Origin of the sequence: Flavobacterium panacis, from assembly GCF_024649945.1 — a bacterium.
GTDB lineage: Bacteria > Bacteroidota > Bacteroidia > Flavobacteriales > Flavobacteriaceae > Flavobacterium > Flavobacterium panacis.
Genome location: NZ_JANKMS010000001.1, coordinates 512280 through 530908, shown reverse-complemented (window position 1 = coordinate 530908; position 18629 = coordinate 512280). Strand labels below are relative to the sequence as shown.

Genomic DNA, 18629 nt, shown 5'->3' with positions numbered 1-18629 from the left:
ATGAATAGATTCAAAATTACTCTGATTTTTATAATAGTATTCAATATTGTAAAAGTTGATGCCCAACAGAAATTAAAGCTACAATACGATAAACCGGCAGCAAACTGGAATGAAGCTCTACCGCTAGGGAACGGACGTTTAGGTGCAATGGTTTTTGGAAGTCCACAGAAAGAAGAACTACAGCTAAATGAAGAAACAGTATGGGCTGGAGAACCTGGAAATAATGTTCCTAAAAATGTATTTCCAGATATTGAAGCCATTAGAAAATTATTATTTGAAGGGAAAAATAAAGAAGCGCAAGATTTGGCTAATAGTACATTTCCCAGGCAGGCTCCAAAAGATTTAAATTATGGAATGCCTTATCAAACCGTTGGAAGTCTTTTTATAGAATTTCCAAACCATAATAATTATACAGCATATCAGAGAGATTTAGATATTGAAAAGGCTGTTTCATCTGTACAGTATAAAATAAATGGAGTAACTTATAAGAGAGAATTCCTAACTTCTTTTTCAGATGATATTATTCTGATTAGATTAACAGCGAGCAAGAAAAAAAGTATTAGTTTTTCTTTATCTGCCAATACTCCTCAGCTTTCTCATAACTTTAAAACAGAAAAAAATAAATTGTTTTTTGAAGGAACAACTGGAAGTGTAGACAATAAAACAGGTAAAGTAAAATTTGTTGGGGAAGCGGCTTGTACTTTGACTGGAGGAAGCCTTAAAGCTGAAGGTGAAAAACTTGTAATTAAAGATGCTGATGAGGTTATTATTCGTGTTGCAATAGCTACAAATTTTAAAAATTATAAAGATCTTACTGCTAATCCTACTGAGAAAGTAACTTCGGTTTTGGCTAAAGCTTCAGAAAAAAGTTACGAAGTATCTTTTAAAAATCATGTGGAGGCCTACCAAAAATATTTTAAACGTGTATCCTTGTATTTAGGAGATTCTCCGCAATCTAATAAAACAACAGACGTAAGAATCAAGGAATTCTCAAATTCTTATGATCCTCAGTTAGTCGCATTGTATTTTCAGTTCGGAAGATATTTACTGATTTCAAGTTCGCAACCGGGCAATCAACCAGCGAATCTTCAAGGAATCTGGAATCATAAATTGAGTCCGCCTTGGGACAGTAAGTATACTGTAAATATTAACACCGAAATGAATTACTGGCCAGCAGAAATAACAAACTTAGGAGAAATGCACCAGCCTTTATTCAGCATGTTAAAGGATTTAGCAGAAACAGGAAAAGAAAGTGCTTCAGAAATGTACCATGCACGAGGATGGAATATGCATCATAATACCGATTTATGGCGAATGACTGGAGTTGTTGACGGTGGCTTTTACGGACTTTGGCCAATGGGCGGTGCTTGGCTTACACAACACCTTTGGCAACATTATTTGTACACAGGAGATCGTGAATTTTTAAAGGAATATTATCCTGTTCTCAAAGGTGCTGCGCAGTTTTATTTGGATGTTTTGCAACAGGAACCTGAACATAACTGGCTTGTTGTGGCTCCATCAATGTCTCCCGAAAATACGTATGAGAAAAGTGTAGCGGTATCTGCAGAAACCACAATGGACAATCAATTGGTTTTTGATACTTTTAATAATATTCTGAATGCTTCTAAAATTTTAGAAGTAGATAAACCTTTTGCCGATTCTGTAAGTGTTGCTCTAAAAAGGCTTCCACCAATGCAGATTGGACAATATACGCAACTTCAGGAATGGCTTCATGACTGGGATAAACCAGGTGATCATCACAGACATATTTCTCATTTGTACGGACTTTTTCCGTCTGGACAAATTTCACCTTTTAGAAATCCGCAACTTACTGAAGCTGCAAGAAATACGCTAATATCAAGAGGTGATGTATCTACAGGTTGGTCAATGGGATGGAAGGTAAACTGGTGGGCGAGATTATTAGACGGAAATAGAGCCTTTAAATTAATAAAAGATCAGTTGAGTCCAGCGCCTACAGAAAGTAAAGGAGAATCTGGCGGAACTTATCCTAATCTTTTTGATGCTCATCCGCCATTTCAGATTGATGGTAATTTTGGCTGTACTGCCGGAATTACAGAAATGCTTTTACAAAGTTATGATGGCGCTCTTTATCTTTTGCCAGCTCTGCCAGATGATTTTAAAAATGGAAAAGTTAGCGGTTTAAAAGCCAGAGGAGGTTTTGAAGTGAGCATTGAATGGGAAAATGGAAAAGTAAAACAAGTAACTGTAAAATCTGAATTAGGAGGAAACTGCAGACTTCGCATCGCTTCGGAAGTAAAATTAAATGGAAAAACTAAATTGGAAGAAGCGAAGGGAGACAATACAAATGCTTTTTATAAAGTGGAATCGATTAAAGAACCATTGATTTCTAATAAAGCAGTCTTAAAAGGTTTTAAATCTCCAGAGACAAAATTGTATGATTTCCAAACTGAAAAAGGACAGACTTATATTTTTAGTAGCATTTAGAAAATGTAAAACCAACTTGCATCAGAATTTTTAATTAATAATTACCAAACAAATAAATAGTATCACATGAAAATAAAAACAGCACTATTTTTTCTGACCACTGTATTTTTTTTAATGGCTTTCAATCCACCTAAAAAAGTGACAACAATTTACCTGATAGGTGATTCTACAATGGCTGATTATAGCAATAATTATGAACCAGGCAAAGATTATATGAAAGTAAGATATCCAGTTACAGGTTGGGGACAGGTTTTTCAACAATTTATGAGTTCGGACAGTCTGGTTAAAGTAAAAAATATTATCAAAACTGATAGCGCTTTCGTAGATGATCGTGCAATGGGAGGAAGAAGCACAAGAACCTTTTTTCAGGAAGGACGATGGAGAGCAGTATTCGAAAAACTTAAAAAGGGAGATATTGTCATCATGCAGTTTGGTCATAATGATGGAGCAAAAGACAAAACCGAAAGATATGTTGATGTACCAGGTTATAAAGAGTTTTTAAGGTTATTTGTATCTCAGTGCAGAGAGAAAAAGGCGTATCCGATTATATTAACTCCTGTAGCGAGAAATTTTCCGTGGAAAGATGGTATTTTAAATGATGTTCATGGCGATTATGACCAAGCACCAAAAGATGTTGCAGCAGAGATGAATGTACCTTTAATAGATCTGAACAAAGCTTCAAGAGAGTTTTTTACGAAAAAAGGAAAAGAATTTGTTTCTGAAAAATACTTTATGAATTTACCAGCCGGAGTTTATGAAGCTTATCCTGAAGGTCAAAAAGACAACACTCATTTTCAGCCGGCAGGAGCAACAGAAGTAGCAAGGTTAGTATTTGAAGGATTACAAAAAATTAAATAACAATATTAAAAACTATATAGATGCAGTATCCTATAAAAATCCTATTCGTCATTTTAATTTTTTCAATAAATATTAATGCCCAAATACCAGGTAAACTAACAACAAAGGAAATATATAATGATATAGAATTTTCAATGCCAAAAGTAAAAGAAGCAGTATTTCCAGATTATAAAGTAAGTGTTACTGAATTTGGTGCAATAGGTGATGGTATATATAAGAATACGACAGCTATTAATTCGGCAATTAAACATGTTTCGGATAAAGGTGGTGGAAAAGTAATTGTGCCAGCCGGCATTTGGCTTACTGGTCCCATTATGCTAAAAAGCAATATCAATCTACATTTAGAAAGTGGAGCAGTACTTCTTTTTAGCAGAGATTTCAATGATTATCCTTTACAAAAAGTAAGTTTTGAAGGTTTGAATTCTTATCGATGTACTTCACCAATTAACGCACTTGGAGAAACCAATATTGCTATTACTGGCTTTGGAATTATCGACGGTAGTGGCGATGCTTGGCGACCAGTAAAGAAAATGAAAATAACTGATGCACAGTGGCTCGGACTAATAAAGTCAGGTGGAGTTTTGTCTAATGATGGGCAGATGTGGTTTCCTTCTTTGGGAGCTAAGAAAGGGAATGAGATTGTCTCCAAGTTTAATTTTCAAGTAGAAATAGATAATCCGGATTTACTAGCTATTAAAGATTTTCTACGTCCAGTTATGGTTAGTTTAGTGGAGTGTAAGCAAGTTTTGTTAGATGGACCCACTTTTCAAAATTCACCAGCATGGAATCTTCATCCTTTAATGTGTGAAGATGTTATTATAAGAAATTTATCAATCAGAAATCCGTGGTATTCTCAGAATGGTGACGGTCTTGATTTGGAATCCTGTAAAAATGTGCTGATTTACGAGAATACTTTTGATGTAGGAGATGATGCTATCTGTCTAAAATCAGGTAAAGATAAAGACGGAAGAGACCGAAATTTTGCTACAGAAAACGTGATTATCAAGAAAAATACAGTTTACCACGGACATGGAGGATTTGTTGTAGGAAGTGAAATGTCGGGCAGTGTACGTAATATCCATGTTTCAGATTGTTCTTTTATCGGAACTGATATGGGAATTCGTTTTAAAAGTACAAGAGGAAGAGGAGGAATAGTGGAGAATATTTTTATTTCTAATATTAATATGACCAATATTGTGACCGAAGCAATTGGTTTTAATCTTTTTTACGGAGAAAATGTGCCCAATTTTGAAGATGATGACAAAGGTGTATCAGTAGAAGAAAAACAATATCAAATAACAGAAGAAACACCTTCTTTCCAAAATATTTTTATGGAAAACATTCAGGTCGTAGGTGCAGCAAAAGCAGCTTTCTTTATGGGACTTCCAGAAATGAATTTAAAGAATATTCATTTAAAAAATTCCATGTTAAAAGCAGATCAGGGCATTGATATCATTGATTCAGACGGAATGCAGTTTACCAATGTAAAAATTATTTCATCAAATAGTGCAGAACTTCAGATTTACAATGGTAAAAATTTAGATTTCAATGCTGTTTCTTTTAATAAAAAAGCAGATGCCAAGGTTAAAATTCTAGGGAATAAAACTAAAAATATCAGCTTCAAAAAAACAGATTTTAAGACATCCGAAAAACAGGTTGTTTTCAGTAAAAAGGTAAAATCTTCTGAAATCACCTTTCATTAAATTGATTTAAGATTCATTCTTCTGGTTATCGTTTCTTTGTTTGAGATAATCAGAAGGTGACATTTGAAATATTTCTTTAAAACAAGTACTAAAATAACCAGAGCTGTTAAATCCAACTCTGTATGCGACATCAGCAATATCAGTTTCTCCTGCATCCAGAAATTGTTTGGCTCTTTTTACCCTCATATCTTTAACAAATTCGACTGGAGTTATATTGGTAAGACTTTTGAATTTTCTATTAAAAGTAACTCTTGTCATATTCATCGAAGCGGCTATAACATCAATATTAAATGCTGGATCGGTTAAACCTTTTTCTACTACCGCGATTATGTCTTTCAGAAATTGTTCATCTTTTGTGGTGATTACAATTTCGCTTGGTTCTAGCGTAATGGTTTTTACATTAGACTGCAATTGATCAAAAAAGCGCTTTCTGTGTTTGATTAAATTATCAATCGATGCGATTAAAAAGTCGGTATTAAACGGTTTTGTAATGTAGTAATCAGCTCCATAATTCAATCCCTGAATCTGGTTTTCTATAGAAGATTTAGCACTTAAGAGAATTACTGGAATATGGCTGGTTTCTACATTGTTTTTCAGCGAATCCAGAAGTTCAATTCCATCCATTTCTGGCATCATAATGTCGCTTAGAATCAGGTCGGGACGTTTTTTGATAGCAGCTTGTAAACCTTTTTTTCCATTTGAAGCTTCCAGTACACTGTAGTATTTCTGTAACTGACTTTTCAGGAAAAAACGTAGCTCGTCATTATCTTCAACAATTAATACAGTAGGAAGTTCAGCGTCTGTTATAATTTCTAAGTCTTCATTTTTTCGGCTAGCTGTATTGTCAATAAAATGATTGGTATTTTTTTTAGTTTCTACTTTTTCCAAGTTAGAAATCTGCAATACATCAGTATCCAGATCTATTTTTATGTTGACGGTTAATCCTCCATTATTGTTGTTTAAAGCATAAATTTTCCCACAATGCAGATTAATATATTCTCTACAAAGAGCCAGTCCAATTCCTGTTCCGACATTTTTACTTTTACCTGTATTGGTTTCATAATAAAGCTTAAAGATGTCTTCAAGTTTATTCTCTTCAACACCAGTTCCTTCGTCGGCAATGCTTATTTTTAGAATAGTATTTTCTTTTTTTACTTCTATCGCTATTATACTATGATCAGGAGAAAACTTTAAAGCATTAGATAAAAGATTGTAAAGCACTATATCTATTTTTTCTTTATCCAGATTGACAGTAAGATTTTCGAGATCTGAAATCGTTTTTATTTTAATATTTTTCTCGTGTGCAATCTGAGAAAACAATGAGATGATTTCATTTATAAGAAAAATCAAATCAAAAGACTGGACATGCAGATCTTCGCTACCACTTTGTACTTTTCTAAAATCCAGTAACTGGTTCACAAATCTTACCAATCGGTTAGTATTTTTTCTAACAGTTGTGATATACTCATTTCCCTGAGAACTTAAATTTTCATTTCTGGCAATTTCTTCCAGCGGATTTACGATAAGGGTTAAGGGTGTTCTTAGTTCGTGCGAAATATTAGTGAAAAAACTCAGTTTCAGTTCTGTCATTTCCTGCTCGACAGTAACTTTATTGCGCAATTGAATCATGGAAGATGCTATTCTTCTTCCTGTTTCCAACAGTATTATTAAAAGAATAAAATACAATAAATAAGCCCAGTTGCTTCTCCAGAAAGGAGGAGTAATGGTGAAAGATATTTTTTTCTGTGGTATTCCATTGTACAATTCAGGATTTAAGCATTTTACTTCAAACTCATAATCACCAGGAGGAAGGTTGGTGAAAGTTGCCTTTTTCTGATTTCTCACCTCATGCCACGTATTATCGAGCCCTTTTAACTTGTAGGCGTATAATTGTTTATTGTCTGACCTGTAATCTAAAACCGTGTAATAAATACTTACCGTATTGTGCTGATAGTCCAGCTGAATATCATCACTGTAGTTCACGTCTTTTTTTAGAGGATATTCTTCAGATTTTACATTTGAACTTTTATTGTTGATTTCAAAACCTGTAAAAACCATTTTAGTTTTGATTTTTTGATTTTCGATTTTCGCCGGACTAAAATCAATGTATCCGTTTCTGCATCCAAAAATTAAATTTCCATTTGGGAGTTTTAAACTGGAAGATTCAGAAAAACCATTTTTGACTAAACCATCATAAGAATCATAATTTCTAAAGGTTTTCTTTTTCAGATCAAATTTTGAAATTCCGTTTTCTGTAGCGAGCCACAAGTTTTTTCGATCATCTTCGATCATACTTAGAATAAAATCACTTGGCAAGCCGTTTTCTTTTGAAAAATTGGTGAATTTCAAATGACTTCCTGTTTTTTGTGCTAAATTAATTCCTCCTCCAGCAGTAGAAATCCAGATTTTATGGTCTGAATCTTTATACATGTGTAAAATGTCGTTGCTACCCAGACTGAATTTATCTCCCGAAATTTTCACGTATCTTGAAAATTTAATTTCGTCGGCATTATAATTACCAGGATCAAAAGTTACTAAACCATTGGTTGTGGCAACCCAGATTTGTCCATCATAACCATTGATAAGGTACCTGACTTTATTAGATTCAATTGTAGGATAGTTTTTGAAGTTTTTTACAAAACGGACTTTTCCGTTATCTTCTTTAAGAAGGTTAATTCCGTTGCCATAAGTACCTATCCAGATATTGGCTTTTGGGTCAATTAGTACGGAATATATAGAATTACTTCCAATACTTTCAGGGTCGTTTTTATTGACTTTAAACGGGGTTAAATAATACTGGTTAAGATTCTTGTCGGTTGGAGAAGCTTTAAACAGTCCACTTCCTTTTGTACCTAACCAAATGTTGCCTTTTCCATCTTCTGTAATCGAATAAACCAATCCAATTTCCCCATTTTTATAATTTGCAAAAAGGTTTTTTAATTCTTGATTATCTTGATAAACCTTTAGTTTTCCAGCTTTTGATGCAATCCATAATCTATTTTTTTTATCGGTATAAACTGCTCTGATTTCATTTTCTGATTTGTCTTTAGCACTGTCAACCAAAAGCTGTTGCTGGAAGATGTTTTTTTGAAAGATAATTTTATTTATACCTCTGTCGTTAGTACTCATCCACAGAATACCAGAAGGATCAAAATACATGCTGGCCACAATATTGGACAGTTTCTGATTTTCATCACCAGGTTTATTGAAGAAAAAATCTACTGTTCCTGTTTTTGCATTGTACCATCCAAATCCTCCGCCTTTAAGTTTGATCCAAACGCGGTTAAAATTATCTTCAAATACGCCAAAAGTATGATCGAGCTGTAGAAATGTAGCATCGGTTTGTTGTGAAAAAAAACGAACAGTTTTTACTTTAGGGTTAAATAAAATTACCCCATGTTTATCAGGCTCGACCCATAACATACCTTGCTTGTCCTGAAAAATAGTATAAACAGGAGAAGAAGATATTTTTTGAATAGACTGAATATTTAAAGTTTTTAAACTAAAAGTAATGAGTTCTCCAGTGGCAGTCGAAACAAAGAGTACATCTTCTTTTTTAGATTTTAAAACCGCATTGATGTCTTTTGAAGTAAGATGGAATTTTGTAATTTTTTTTGCTGTTTTGTCATAACAAATTAAATCCCCCTGATTGGTGCCAATCCAAACCTGTTTATCTAGTACAGACAAACATTTTACATTAATGTTTTTTAAAATAGTTTTACTACTATAATCTTGTGTTCCGTTTTTTGAAATTATATCTAATCCATTTTCCGTTCCTACCCACAGAGAATTGTCTTTATCTGCCGTTAAAAAATGGATAGCATTAGAAGCGATTTTAAAACCAGAAGAAAGTTCTTTTGAAAAATGAACAAGTCCAATCTGATTGTTTTTGCCTTTTCTAGCCAGATAGATTCCTTTATCTAAAGTGGTGAGCCAAACATCCCCATTAGTAGAGGTAATGATTTCCTCAAATACAATTTTGTTGGTTCCTAAAATACTGGCTATAGAAAGGAATTTTTCGGTGCTTTTTTCAAATCTATAGATTTGACGGTCATAAGCCTTTAACCAGATATAACCGAAAGCATCTTCTTTCATCAAATCTATACGATTGTTTCCTAAAGTACTTTTATCGCCCGCTACCGCTTTGTAGGTAATAAAGTTTTTACCATCAAAACGATTAATGCCATCCCAGGTTGCAAACCAGATAAAGCCTTCTTTGTCTTTTATTATATCTCTGATATTGTCATGAGAAAGCCCATCTTCTGCAGAATAATTTTCAATCTTACACTTTATCTGTGCAGATAACTTGGTTGCAGAAGCAATAATTAAAAATAAGATGAGATATCTAAATAATAAAAGTTTCTTCATTTAAAAATTGATCTAAGATATATCAGTAGAAATTAATATTCGCGGTTTTACAGGAACTGGCTTTTGAGCAAGGACTAGATTAGAGCATAAAGAAACAAAACACATAAAAACAGCGCTTCATATAAAAAGTATTTTTAGGATGTAATCGATTGCATTTTGCTAATATATAAATTTAAATGATTGGATACGAAAAGCCAGCTGAAGAGAATAATAAAATTTAAAAAAAATTGTACCTTTTACTGAGCTTTTAATTAAAATAAAAATTAGTGTTATGATAAAGTCTGTAAATCCTTACACTCAGGATATAATATATGAGGTTGCTGAATTTGAAAAAAAAGATATTGAAAATGCAATAAACAGGGCAGAGGAACAATACAAGAAATGGAAAGAAGTTTCTTTTTCAGAACGTTCAGTATTGATGAAAGCTGCTGGTCAGGAGCTTAGGAGAAATTCCCATGAATATGCCCAAATTATTACTCAGGAGATGGGAAAGCCTATTACTCAGTCAGTAGCAGAAATTGAAAAATGTGCCAATTTATGTGATTATTATGCGGAACATGCTGCTGAAATGCTTGGTAATAAAGTAATTGAAACAGAGGCACATAAAAGTTATGTAAGTTATGAACCAATAGGAATTGTTTTAGCAATTATGCCATGGAATTATCCCTTCTGGCAAGTTATGCGTTTTGCAGTACCAGCACTCATGGCAGGAAATGTTGGAATATTAAAACATGCCAGTAATGTGATGAAAAGTGCCATGAGCATTGAAAAAGTATTCGAAAGAGCAGGTTTTCCTAAAGGTTCTTTTACGAATCTGCCTATTAATAGTAAGGCAGTAGAGGAAATCATTAGAAATCCTAAAGTCAAAGCAGTCACTTTAACAGGAAGTGAAGCAGCAGGAAGGTCTGTAGCTGCAATTGCCGGAAGTGAAATTAAAAAATCGGTACTCGAATTGGGAGGTAGTAATGCCTTGGTTGTTTTTGCAGATTGTAATCTCCAGGAAACGGTAAAAACTTGTGTACAGGCACGTTTTCAGAATGCGGGACAAAGTTGTATCGCTGGAAAACGTTTGCTTGTAGAAGCCTCTATTGCGGCAGAATTTACAAAAGCATTTTTAGAAGGTGTTAGTAAACTTCGTCCTGGAGATCCATTGAGTGAGGAAACAACAATAGGAACAATGGCACGAGTTGACCTTGCCGAAGAACTGGAAAAACAGCTTCAGGATGCTGTAAATAAAGGCGCAGAAGTCTTGATTGGTGGTAAAAGGAATAATGCTTATTTTGAACCTACTGTTTTGCGTAATGTTACAATAGATATGTCAATTTTTAAAGAAGAAGTTTTTGGCCCATTGATTGGAATTACAACTTTTAAAGATGAGGAAGAAGCTGTGGCACTTTCAAATAGTAGCCCGTTTGGACTCGGAGTTACCATTTTTACCGAGAACTTTGAAAAAGCATCCAAATTGATACCGAAGTTTGATGAAGGAGCAGTATTTGTAAATGAATTGGTAAAAAGTGATCAAAGATTGCCTTTTGGAGGAACTAAGACTTCAGGATATGGACGTGAACTTTCAGTAGACGGTATTCAGGAGTTTGTAAACAAGAAGACGGTTTATATCAATAAATATTGAGTATTGTAATAAAATAAATCTTTTGGCTAAATTACAGCCAAAAGATTTATTTTACTTATTGTCTCTTTAAATTTCCTGATTTTAAATGTTGATTGTTTAATTCAATAAATTATTATTTCCTCGATTAAAACCAATTGTATCTCTATATAATTGTGGAGATATATCCGTTTTTCCTTTAAATACCCTGCTGAAATAATATTCGTCGTCATAACCAAGCTCGTAGGCAATTTCTTTGACGGTTTTGTTTGTGAGATAGAGCTCTCTTTTTGCTTCCACAATTATTCTTTCGGTTATCAAGTCAGAAAGAGTCATGTTGAAATGATTTTTTGCGGCTCTTGCAAGCACAACAGGACTTACATGAAGCATATCAGCATATTCGCTGGCAGAATGTTTGATTCTAAAATTATCTTCAATAGCATTTCTTAAATTTTGTATCATAAGAATTTGTTTGTCATTGCTTTTGGTGTCTTTTACAGAATGTTGTTCTAGTTTTATTCTGGTCGCGAGAACTAAAAATATTTTTAGGTAAGAAACAAGAACTTCATCTTTTCTTAAAGCTTCCGTTTTCAGTTCATTAATAATTTCTCCAACAATATTTAGCAGTGCTTTTTTATTATTTTCATCAAGTGAAATAAAGGGTTTTTCGTAGATATTGTTAAAAAGAATACCGTTCGAAGCAATTTCTTTATGATGTCTATAAATACAGAAAAAATCGTGATGAAATTGAATAGAAATACCTACTAATGGTCCTTCGGAAGCCAACATAAAAGGCTGATACGGATAAAAAGCAAACAGCGTATTCTCTTTAAACGAGTATTCGCAAAGATCGACTTTGGCAACTCCTTCTCCTGAAGTAATAATGATTATAGTAAAATAATTATTACGCTGAATATGATCAAAATAACTGCTGTTATCAAACTTAAATACTTTGAATGATAAATTGCCATTTTGTTGATTAACAAGTGTATATACAGATTGTGATAACATAATTATTTAGGTTTGCATAATTCTGAAAATTGAGCATTAAGCACATTACATTCTTCTGTACAGATATCACCAATTATTTTAGGTTTGTTCCCCCATTTTGGAACATCTTCAGTTGAAAGAACACTAAATTGAGAAGTGAATCCACCAATGTAGGGAACAGCTGTACCGTAAATAATTTCAGCTATTTTGTGATGTCGAATCATATAAGAACACATAATACAAGGTTCATGCGTTGTATACATTCGAGCAAGATGTAATTTATCGGAATGACCATTTTTTAAAGCATCTCTTATGGCCATGATTTCAGCATGATTGGTAATGTCTCCTGTTGATTTTCCCGATTCAATACCTGAGCCAATTATTTTATCGTCTAGTACAATCAATGCACCCACTGGCGGATTACCAGCTTCTAAAGCACTTTTGGCTAAATCTAAACATTGATTCATGTAATATTGAAAATCTTCTTGCATAATAGATTAGGACTTAAATTTGGTTTTATGAATGTCTTCCAAAATAGGCTAATTTACTTAAAAAAATAACCATTCACAGATTACTTATTAGCTGAAAACATTTAAAACTGTCCTCTTATAAATAAGAGAACAGTTTTAAAAAACTGGATTAGAAAATCAAAATATCGTAACCTTCTTTTTTAAGATTTACAAAACTTGGAAGTCCAGGAGTTCCAGGAACTTCGTTGTCGTTTAATAATTCATAACCAGAAACTTCGGTGCCAAATACAGCAACGCATCCTTTAGAAAGACCGTGAACATGATCTTTTACTTCTTTGTATAAGGCATTAACTGGATGTTCCGTTTTTTCAAGCTCTTCAGGCCATCTTATACCTGTACCTTGAAAAATGATTTTTACATCTTCACCCTCGTGTTTGAATTCATAAGCTGATGCCAAAGCATTGAATACACGTCCTAAAGCTTCTTCTGAACCTGCTTTTGGATCAGAAAGAATAATAATAGCTGTTTTTTTTATTTTGAATAGTTTTTATTAACAAGGCAAAGATCTTGCGGTTCTGTCTGCAATAGAATGGAGAAAATTTACTTTATGATGGAGAATTTTCATTGTGCTATTTCATGCGTGAAGCCTTAAAAAGTTTAGGTTTAATATGTCCATTATAAAGTAAAAATCATCCATTTCTAACAATGGATTATCTCGACAACTTTGCATTCAATTAATAATTCACATCAGTAGAACTTTAAAAAAATAAACAATATGTCTGTTTCTGATTTATTTAAACCACTTAGTTTGCTACATGGCCCAGCAATGAGAAACCGTTTTATGCTGGCACCGTTAACCAGTCAGCAAAGTGATTTCGACGGTACCGCATCTGAATATGATCAATTTTGGATGGAGCAACTTGCAGAAAGCGGTTACGGATTAATTCAAACCAGCGCTGCAACAGTTGAAGCTGGAGGTATCGCGTTTGAACGCCAGTTAGGTATTCACAGTGATGATCACTTGTCAGGATTGACAAAAATGGCATCGGCTATTCGAGACGGTGGTGCATTGTCTGCGGTGCAATTACATCATGCGGGACATCGAGCTAAACCTTCAATTGGAGGAATTCCAGCTCCAGCGTCTGGTAAAACATTAGAAGGAATTAAAGCCATTACAACCGAAGACGTAGAGCGAATTCGTGATAGTTTTATTGCTGCCGCAAAAAGGGCTCAACTCGCAGGATTTGACGGAATCTCAGTTCACGGAGCTTTTGGATGGATTCTTTCTGAATTTATGTCACCAAATTTAAACGATCGTACAGATAAATACGGAGGAAGCCTTGAAAACCGTGCTAGATTTACTCTTGAAGTTATCGAAGGTATTCGTAAAGCTTGTGGTCCCAATTTTCAAATTGGCTGGCGATTGTCGATTGAGCGTTATGGACTCCTTTTGGAAGAACTTAGAGAAGTTACTGCCGATATTTTCGATCGTGAATTAATAGATTATCTGGATTTAGCACTTTGGGATTCCGCTCAGATCGTTCGTGATGGAACTTTTAAAGGAAAAACGATGTTGAGCGTTTTTACCGAACTTCCGCGTAAAGGCGTGCGTTTAGGAGCAGCAGGAAAAATTATGAGTGCGCAGCGTGCAGGAGAACTTTTAGATGAGGGGTGTGATTTTATACTTATTGCTCGTGCGGCAATTTTGCAAAGAGATTTTCCTCTTCAGGTAAAGGCAAATCCAATGTACGATAGTCCACAGTTGCCTGTAATGGCAGATTATCTGCGCCAAGGCGGACTAAGTGAACGTTTTATTGAGACAATGAGAGGATGGCAGACTTTTGTAAAAGCAGGTTCTTTATAAAAAAATGAATATTTTTGTAACTCATCTTTAATAACACACCATGAGTAATTCATTTCCTGCCAGTAACCAAATAGGTATGGTAGCTTCTTTTTCTGAACTTGTAAATACAGATTTTAAAGGAGAAATGAATGCATTATGCTGGTACAGAAATATGGAGGGCGATTTTAACGAAATTGTAAATCAGTTATCTCTAAAAGAAAATATAACCGAAATTTTCACTGAAGATTTAATCGCTCTCTCATTATCCGAAAAGGGGAGCAAAGCCAGAGAAATAATCTTAAATGATTTGAAATTATTAGCAGATTTTGGAGCTTCTCCTTCACTTAATTTACTGAAATGTTACGAACGTGATGAGGAGTTTGATTTTATATCGACTGACGTTTATTCCTTTCATGTTGATCGTTCACCCATTGCAACAGATACTTTTTTATGTACTTATCACGGAGCGGCAAGCGACATTGTATCTAATTCGCTGGCAAAGCAAAAAATTCTAATTCCTGAAATCCGTGCAAAGTTAAAAGAGCTGTACGATGGAGAAGAGGAAGAATTTCAAAACTTTTTGATAGAAAACTATTTTGATTTGCATTATCAGATAAATGAAGGTATAGAACCTATTAATTTAGGTTTAATGCATCTTTGGCGTTTGGCTGTAGATCATCCAAAACAAAAAGTGCTTCCTTGTATTCATAGGGCACCAATAGAAAATGAAGGGGAATATCGTTTGCTATTGATTTGTTAAAGGGAACGTTTAATTTATTAGTAAAGAAAAGAGATCTACTCCAGATTTGTAAGGATTTTGAGACTAGGAAAAATAGTGTTTTTTTGTAAAAGAAAATATATTGGATGTTTCAGAAAAGAGTGCGTTCTGAAGAAATTAATTGCGTATATTTGAGTTATGAACAAACAAACATCTTTTTCTGTCTGTGGAGAATCCTTGTCAGCTCCAATGCATATTTGTGGATTTTTCGATTCTAGAGAACAACAATATGAGATTATCATTCCTTATATAATGGAGGGCTTGCAAGCGAATGAAAAAGTCATTAATATTCTTGAAGGAAATCGTCATAGTGAACATTGCAGATGTCTAGCAAATAATGGAATATCTATTGCTGAAAAACTTTCAAGTGGTCAATTGGAAGTACTGGCTTCTGAAAATACTTATATTAAAGGAGGCGAGTTTGCTGCTGAAAAGATGTATAAAATGCTCGAACAAACCTTATTATCGGCTTCAAGGGCTGGTTACGAAAGTGTAAGGGCTTGTGGAGATATGGTTTGGGCTCTAAAAAACCTGCCTGGAACCGATGAACTTTTAGAATATGAAGCAAGTCTTAATCTGCTTACTCCAAAACATTCCGTTTCACTAATCTGTATGTATGATGTAAACAGTTTCAGTCCTAGTACTCTTACAGATATATTACTTACGCATCCCTATGTGATCAAGGATGGAAAAATTACTAAAAATCCGCATTATGTTGAACCTTCAGCATTGATTTCAAGTCTTTCGGATTTTCATTCTGGCACACTTAAATCCTAAAAGATATTTACTGACCGTTAAAATTTATTCTTTACTAAAATGTTTGCATCGTTAGTGGAGAATAGTTTTACTTTTCAAGTTAGTTTTAAAGCTGTTTTAATTGTTTTAAACAATTGATTAGATTTTCTGCATCTTTCGCAAGTTTTTTTTCTACATCAATTTTTATAAAATTATTCTTTTTGATAATGATGATTTTATACTGTTTAAACATTAATGCCAGACTTATCATCAGAAGTATTAAGGTAGTTAAAACTGCGATTAGAGCCAGTTCGGATGGTTTTATAATATTATAAATAAAAAAGAATGTAAATAAGAAAGTGTAACTTAAAAAGTTTGTTTTTCTTTTTATAAATCTAATTTTAATGATGTCTTGTGTTTGGATAGTTCTTTTTTGATTTAAAATAAGAAGACTCATTCGATCGGAATATAGTGTTCCAAATTTATTTTGATAGATATGTGGCATTTGGTACTCTAATTACAAACTTTTATATAATTCAATTACCAGCATTTAGACTGGTAATTGAACTTGTATATCTATTGAGTTGTTTTTCTTAAGAAAAAACAAGCTCTTAGATTATTGATAAAGATTCAATTTTAAGTTGGTTAGGTTTAAAATGAAAGAAGAACTTCCCCCAAAAAGTTCTTATCAATATCTTGAATAGAATTGTTTTAAAACAAGTACAAATTTGATGATGTTTTGTGTTTTTTACAGGCCTTTAAAGAAGTAAGATATTCTTAATTATCAAGTTTTATCCTTTTAAAGGTTTTGTTGTTTGATTTTTGTATAAGGACCTTTAAGCTTTATTTTATAAGGGCGGATAATAAAAAAGGAAATGGAAAGTGAAAAAAACTTTTTATAATTCAGAATTTAAAAGTTCTTTTAATTTTTAAATAAAATTAGCTTTTTATAGAGAATCTTTTCTATTAAGTAGATTTTCTATGAGTAGTTTTAATTCATTAAAAGCAAAAGGTTTTTTTAAAAATTGATTTACTCCTAAATCAGCACCTTTTTTTAGGTCTTCAGCCTCTATTTTGGCAGAAAGGAATATAACTGGAATATAGCTGTATTTCGATGTGCTATGTTGTAGCATGAAACCATAACCATCAAGTTTAGGCATCATAATATCACAAAGAATAACATCAGGTTGAAATTCGCAAACTTTTTCCAGTCCTTCTTTTCCATTTTTAGCTTCACAAACTTTGTGGCCAATAAAAGAAAGGAGTTCACAAATGGTCATTCTTAATGTTTCCTCGTCATCAATAAGTAATATTTTAGCCATATAACTTTTGTTTTAGCGCTGGTAATTTCAGTGTTATGCATTTTTTAATAAATACGAGAAATGTTTTTTTTTGGATGTCTATCAATATAAAATTGATATTCAAGCTCTCTCTATGATAAATTCTAAACACATACTTCTCTTTATTTAGGTATTTAGTATCGAAACGTAAAAGCGATACTGATTTACCATAATTTAAACAGCAGACAAATCTTTCAAATAAGTGTCAGATTAAGTCTATACTGCTACGTAAACTTAGATTAATAATTTAAAACACAAAAGAAAAAAGGCAAAATATTATTTTTTATTGTAATAATTATATCACAAAAAATGTTTCATTATTTAGCGCACAAAAAAGAATTTTAGGATTTGTTTAAGGTGTAGAATGCAGAATTTTTTTAAGGTAAATCTGCTAATAGTGTTTTGATTAAAAGTATGTTTGTTTTTAGAGAAATCAGTGGGGGATGGGGCATAACGGCAAATCAGCAGCAATTTAATCACAAACACGCAGTTAAATTGAGTCAAAATTTAAGCATTCAAGAAATTATTTCAAATTATGTTTTTAATTCTGACTCAAATAACATGCTAGAAGTTTTGTCTAGGGGATTATTTTTAAGATCTAATTAGAACTATGCAAAATACAGAGACAAAAAGATAAGTTATTCTTCATTTTCAATAGATTTGATGAAATCACGTGGAGTAATATCAAGATACAATTTGAAACTGGTTGAAAAGTAAGAGAATGAACTGAAACCAGTCTCATCAACGATATATTTGAGATTTCTTTCTCCAGAACGAATCAATTTCACAGCGTAATCTAATCTAAATTCTCTTATGTACTGACTGGCGTTTTTGTTGGTTAGTTTCCGAACTCTTTTATCGAGAGTGGATTTGCTAATTGAAAGATCTCCTGCAAGTTCATTCATGTCAATGTTAGATTTTATTTTTTTGATTAAAATTTCATTTAATGAGGTAATAAAATCTTTTTCGGATAGTTTTATTGTAATTTTTGAAAAAGGGTCGGGGCTGAACTTTTTTTCAATGTTGGTTTTGAGAGAAATTAAGTTGTTTATTTTAAAAATAAGTTCCTGTACTTTAAATGGTTTTATAATAAAATCATTGACACCGTTCTCGAGTTGCTTAAATTTTACATCATCATCTATGTTGGCCGTAATCATGATAAAGGGGATAGTATGGAATTTATGGTTTCTTCGGATTCTAAAGAACAACTCTTCTCCGTTCATATTTGGCATTACCATATCGCAAATGATTATATCGGGAGTGTTTTTGTTTAGATAACCCAGCGATTCTGTGCTGTCCTTAAAATATAATACCTCAAAATTATTTAGTTTTAATATCTCCGATATTGTGTTTCCGAGTACAATATCGTCTTCAATTATGGTGATTTTTGTTTTTTGTTTTAGCATTGGTGAATTTATTTTAAATCATTACGGTTATTTTTTAGATTATGAGTATTATTTTGAATAAAAAAC

14 protein-coding genes are annotated in these 18629 nt (G+C 33.0%); 7 read left to right on the top strand and 7 right to left on the bottom strand.

The window, feature by feature from the left end:
* The 3 genes from NQQ59_RS02400 to NQQ59_RS02390 all read left to right on the top strand — a co-directional run bounded on the left by NQQ59_RS02400 (position 1) and on the right by NQQ59_RS02390 (position 5027).
* The gene (locus tag NQQ59_RS02400; RefSeq protein WP_144213273.1) at positions 1-2466 is read left to right on the top strand and encodes a glycoside hydrolase family 95 protein; all 2466 of its coding nucleotides are present in this window, start codon (positions 1-3) and stop codon (positions 2464-2466) included.
* 138 nt (positions 2467-2604) lie between these two features.
* On the top strand, positions 2605-3324 hold the full coding sequence (locus NQQ59_RS02395) for a rhamnogalacturonan acetylesterase (protein ID WP_257698122.1): 720 nt from the start codon (positions 2605-2607) through the stop codon (positions 3322-3324).
* A gap of 20 nt (positions 3325-3344) precedes the next feature.
* A complete protein-coding gene (locus NQQ59_RS02390; protein ID WP_144213269.1) occupies positions 3345-5027 on the top strand; it encodes a glycoside hydrolase family 28 protein in 1683 nt (560 codons plus the stop codon).
* A gap of 6 nt (positions 5028-5033) precedes the next feature.
* On the opposite strand, the gene NQQ59_RS02385 is transcribed toward NQQ59_RS02390, so the two are convergent.
* A complete protein-coding gene (locus NQQ59_RS02385; protein ID WP_144213267.1) occupies positions 5034-9395 on the bottom strand; it encodes a hybrid sensor histidine kinase/response regulator transcription factor in 4362 nt (1453 codons plus the stop codon).
* A gap of 271 nt (positions 9396-9666) precedes the next feature.
* Here NQQ59_RS02385 and NQQ59_RS02380 point away from each other — a divergent pair, with 271 nt between their 5' ends.
* On the top strand, positions 9667-11025 hold the full coding sequence (locus NQQ59_RS02380) for an NAD-dependent succinate-semialdehyde dehydrogenase (RefSeq protein WP_144213265.1): 1359 nt from the start codon (positions 9667-9669) through the stop codon (positions 11023-11025).
* A gap of 96 nt (positions 11026-11121) precedes the next feature.
* Here NQQ59_RS02380 and NQQ59_RS02375 read toward each other — a convergent pair whose 3' ends face one another.
* The 3 genes from NQQ59_RS02375 to NQQ59_RS02365 all read right to left on the bottom strand — a co-directional run bounded on the left by NQQ59_RS02375 (position 11122) and on the right by NQQ59_RS02365 (position 12978).
* Positions 11122-12012: a helix-turn-helix domain-containing protein gene (locus NQQ59_RS02375; RefSeq protein ID WP_144213263.1), complete on the bottom strand. Its 891-nt coding sequence runs from the start codon at positions 12010-12012 to the stop codon at positions 11122-11124.
* Between the two features lie 2 nt (positions 12013-12014).
* Positions 12015-12482, bottom strand: coding sequence for a nucleoside deaminase (locus tag NQQ59_RS02370; protein ID WP_144213260.1), 468 nt, complete (start codon positions 12480-12482; stop codon positions 12015-12017).
* A 148-nt stretch (positions 12483-12630) separates the two neighbouring features.
* The gene (locus NQQ59_RS02365) at positions 12631-12978 is read right to left on the bottom strand and encodes a DsrE family protein (RefSeq protein ID WP_257698146.1); all 348 of its coding nucleotides are present in this window, start codon (positions 12976-12978) and stop codon (positions 12631-12633) included.
* 258 nt (positions 12979-13236) lie between these two features.
* On the opposite strand from NQQ59_RS02365, the gene NQQ59_RS02360 reads away from it, so the two are divergent.
* The 3 genes from NQQ59_RS02360 to NQQ59_RS02350 all read left to right on the top strand — a co-directional run bounded on the left by NQQ59_RS02360 (position 13237) and on the right by NQQ59_RS02350 (position 15859).
* Positions 13237-14325, top strand: a complete 1089-nt coding sequence (locus NQQ59_RS02360) for an NADH:flavin oxidoreductase (RefSeq protein WP_144213256.1) — start codon at positions 13237-13239, stop codon at positions 14323-14325.
* A gap of 40 nt (positions 14326-14365) precedes the next feature.
* Entirely contained in the window at positions 14366-15064 is a 699-nt protein-coding gene (locus NQQ59_RS02355) for a DUF1826 domain-containing protein (RefSeq protein WP_144213254.1), read from the top strand.
* 156 nt (positions 15065-15220) lie between these two features.
* The gene (locus NQQ59_RS02350) at positions 15221-15859 is read left to right on the top strand and encodes an MEDS domain-containing protein (RefSeq protein ID WP_144213252.1); all 639 of its coding nucleotides are present in this window, start codon (positions 15221-15223) and stop codon (positions 15857-15859) included.
* An 85-nt stretch (positions 15860-15944) separates the two neighbouring features.
* Here NQQ59_RS02350 and NQQ59_RS02345 read toward each other — a convergent pair whose 3' ends face one another.
* The 3 genes from NQQ59_RS02345 to NQQ59_RS02335 all read right to left on the bottom strand — a co-directional run bounded on the left by NQQ59_RS02345 (position 15945) and on the right by NQQ59_RS02335 (position 18563).
* A complete protein-coding gene (locus NQQ59_RS02345; RefSeq protein WP_144213250.1) occupies positions 15945-16322 on the bottom strand; it encodes a hypothetical protein in 378 nt (125 codons plus the stop codon).
* A 442-nt stretch (positions 16323-16764) separates the two neighbouring features.
* On the bottom strand, positions 16765-17139 hold the full coding sequence (locus NQQ59_RS02340; protein WP_144213248.1) for a response regulator transcription factor: 375 nt from the start codon (positions 17137-17139) through the stop codon (positions 16765-16767).
* 656 nt (positions 17140-17795) lie between these two features.
* The gene (locus NQQ59_RS02335; RefSeq protein ID WP_144213246.1) at positions 17796-18563 is read right to left on the bottom strand and encodes a response regulator transcription factor; all 768 of its coding nucleotides are present in this window, start codon (positions 18561-18563) and stop codon (positions 17796-17798) included.
* Positions 18564-18629 lie beyond the last annotated feature (66 nt).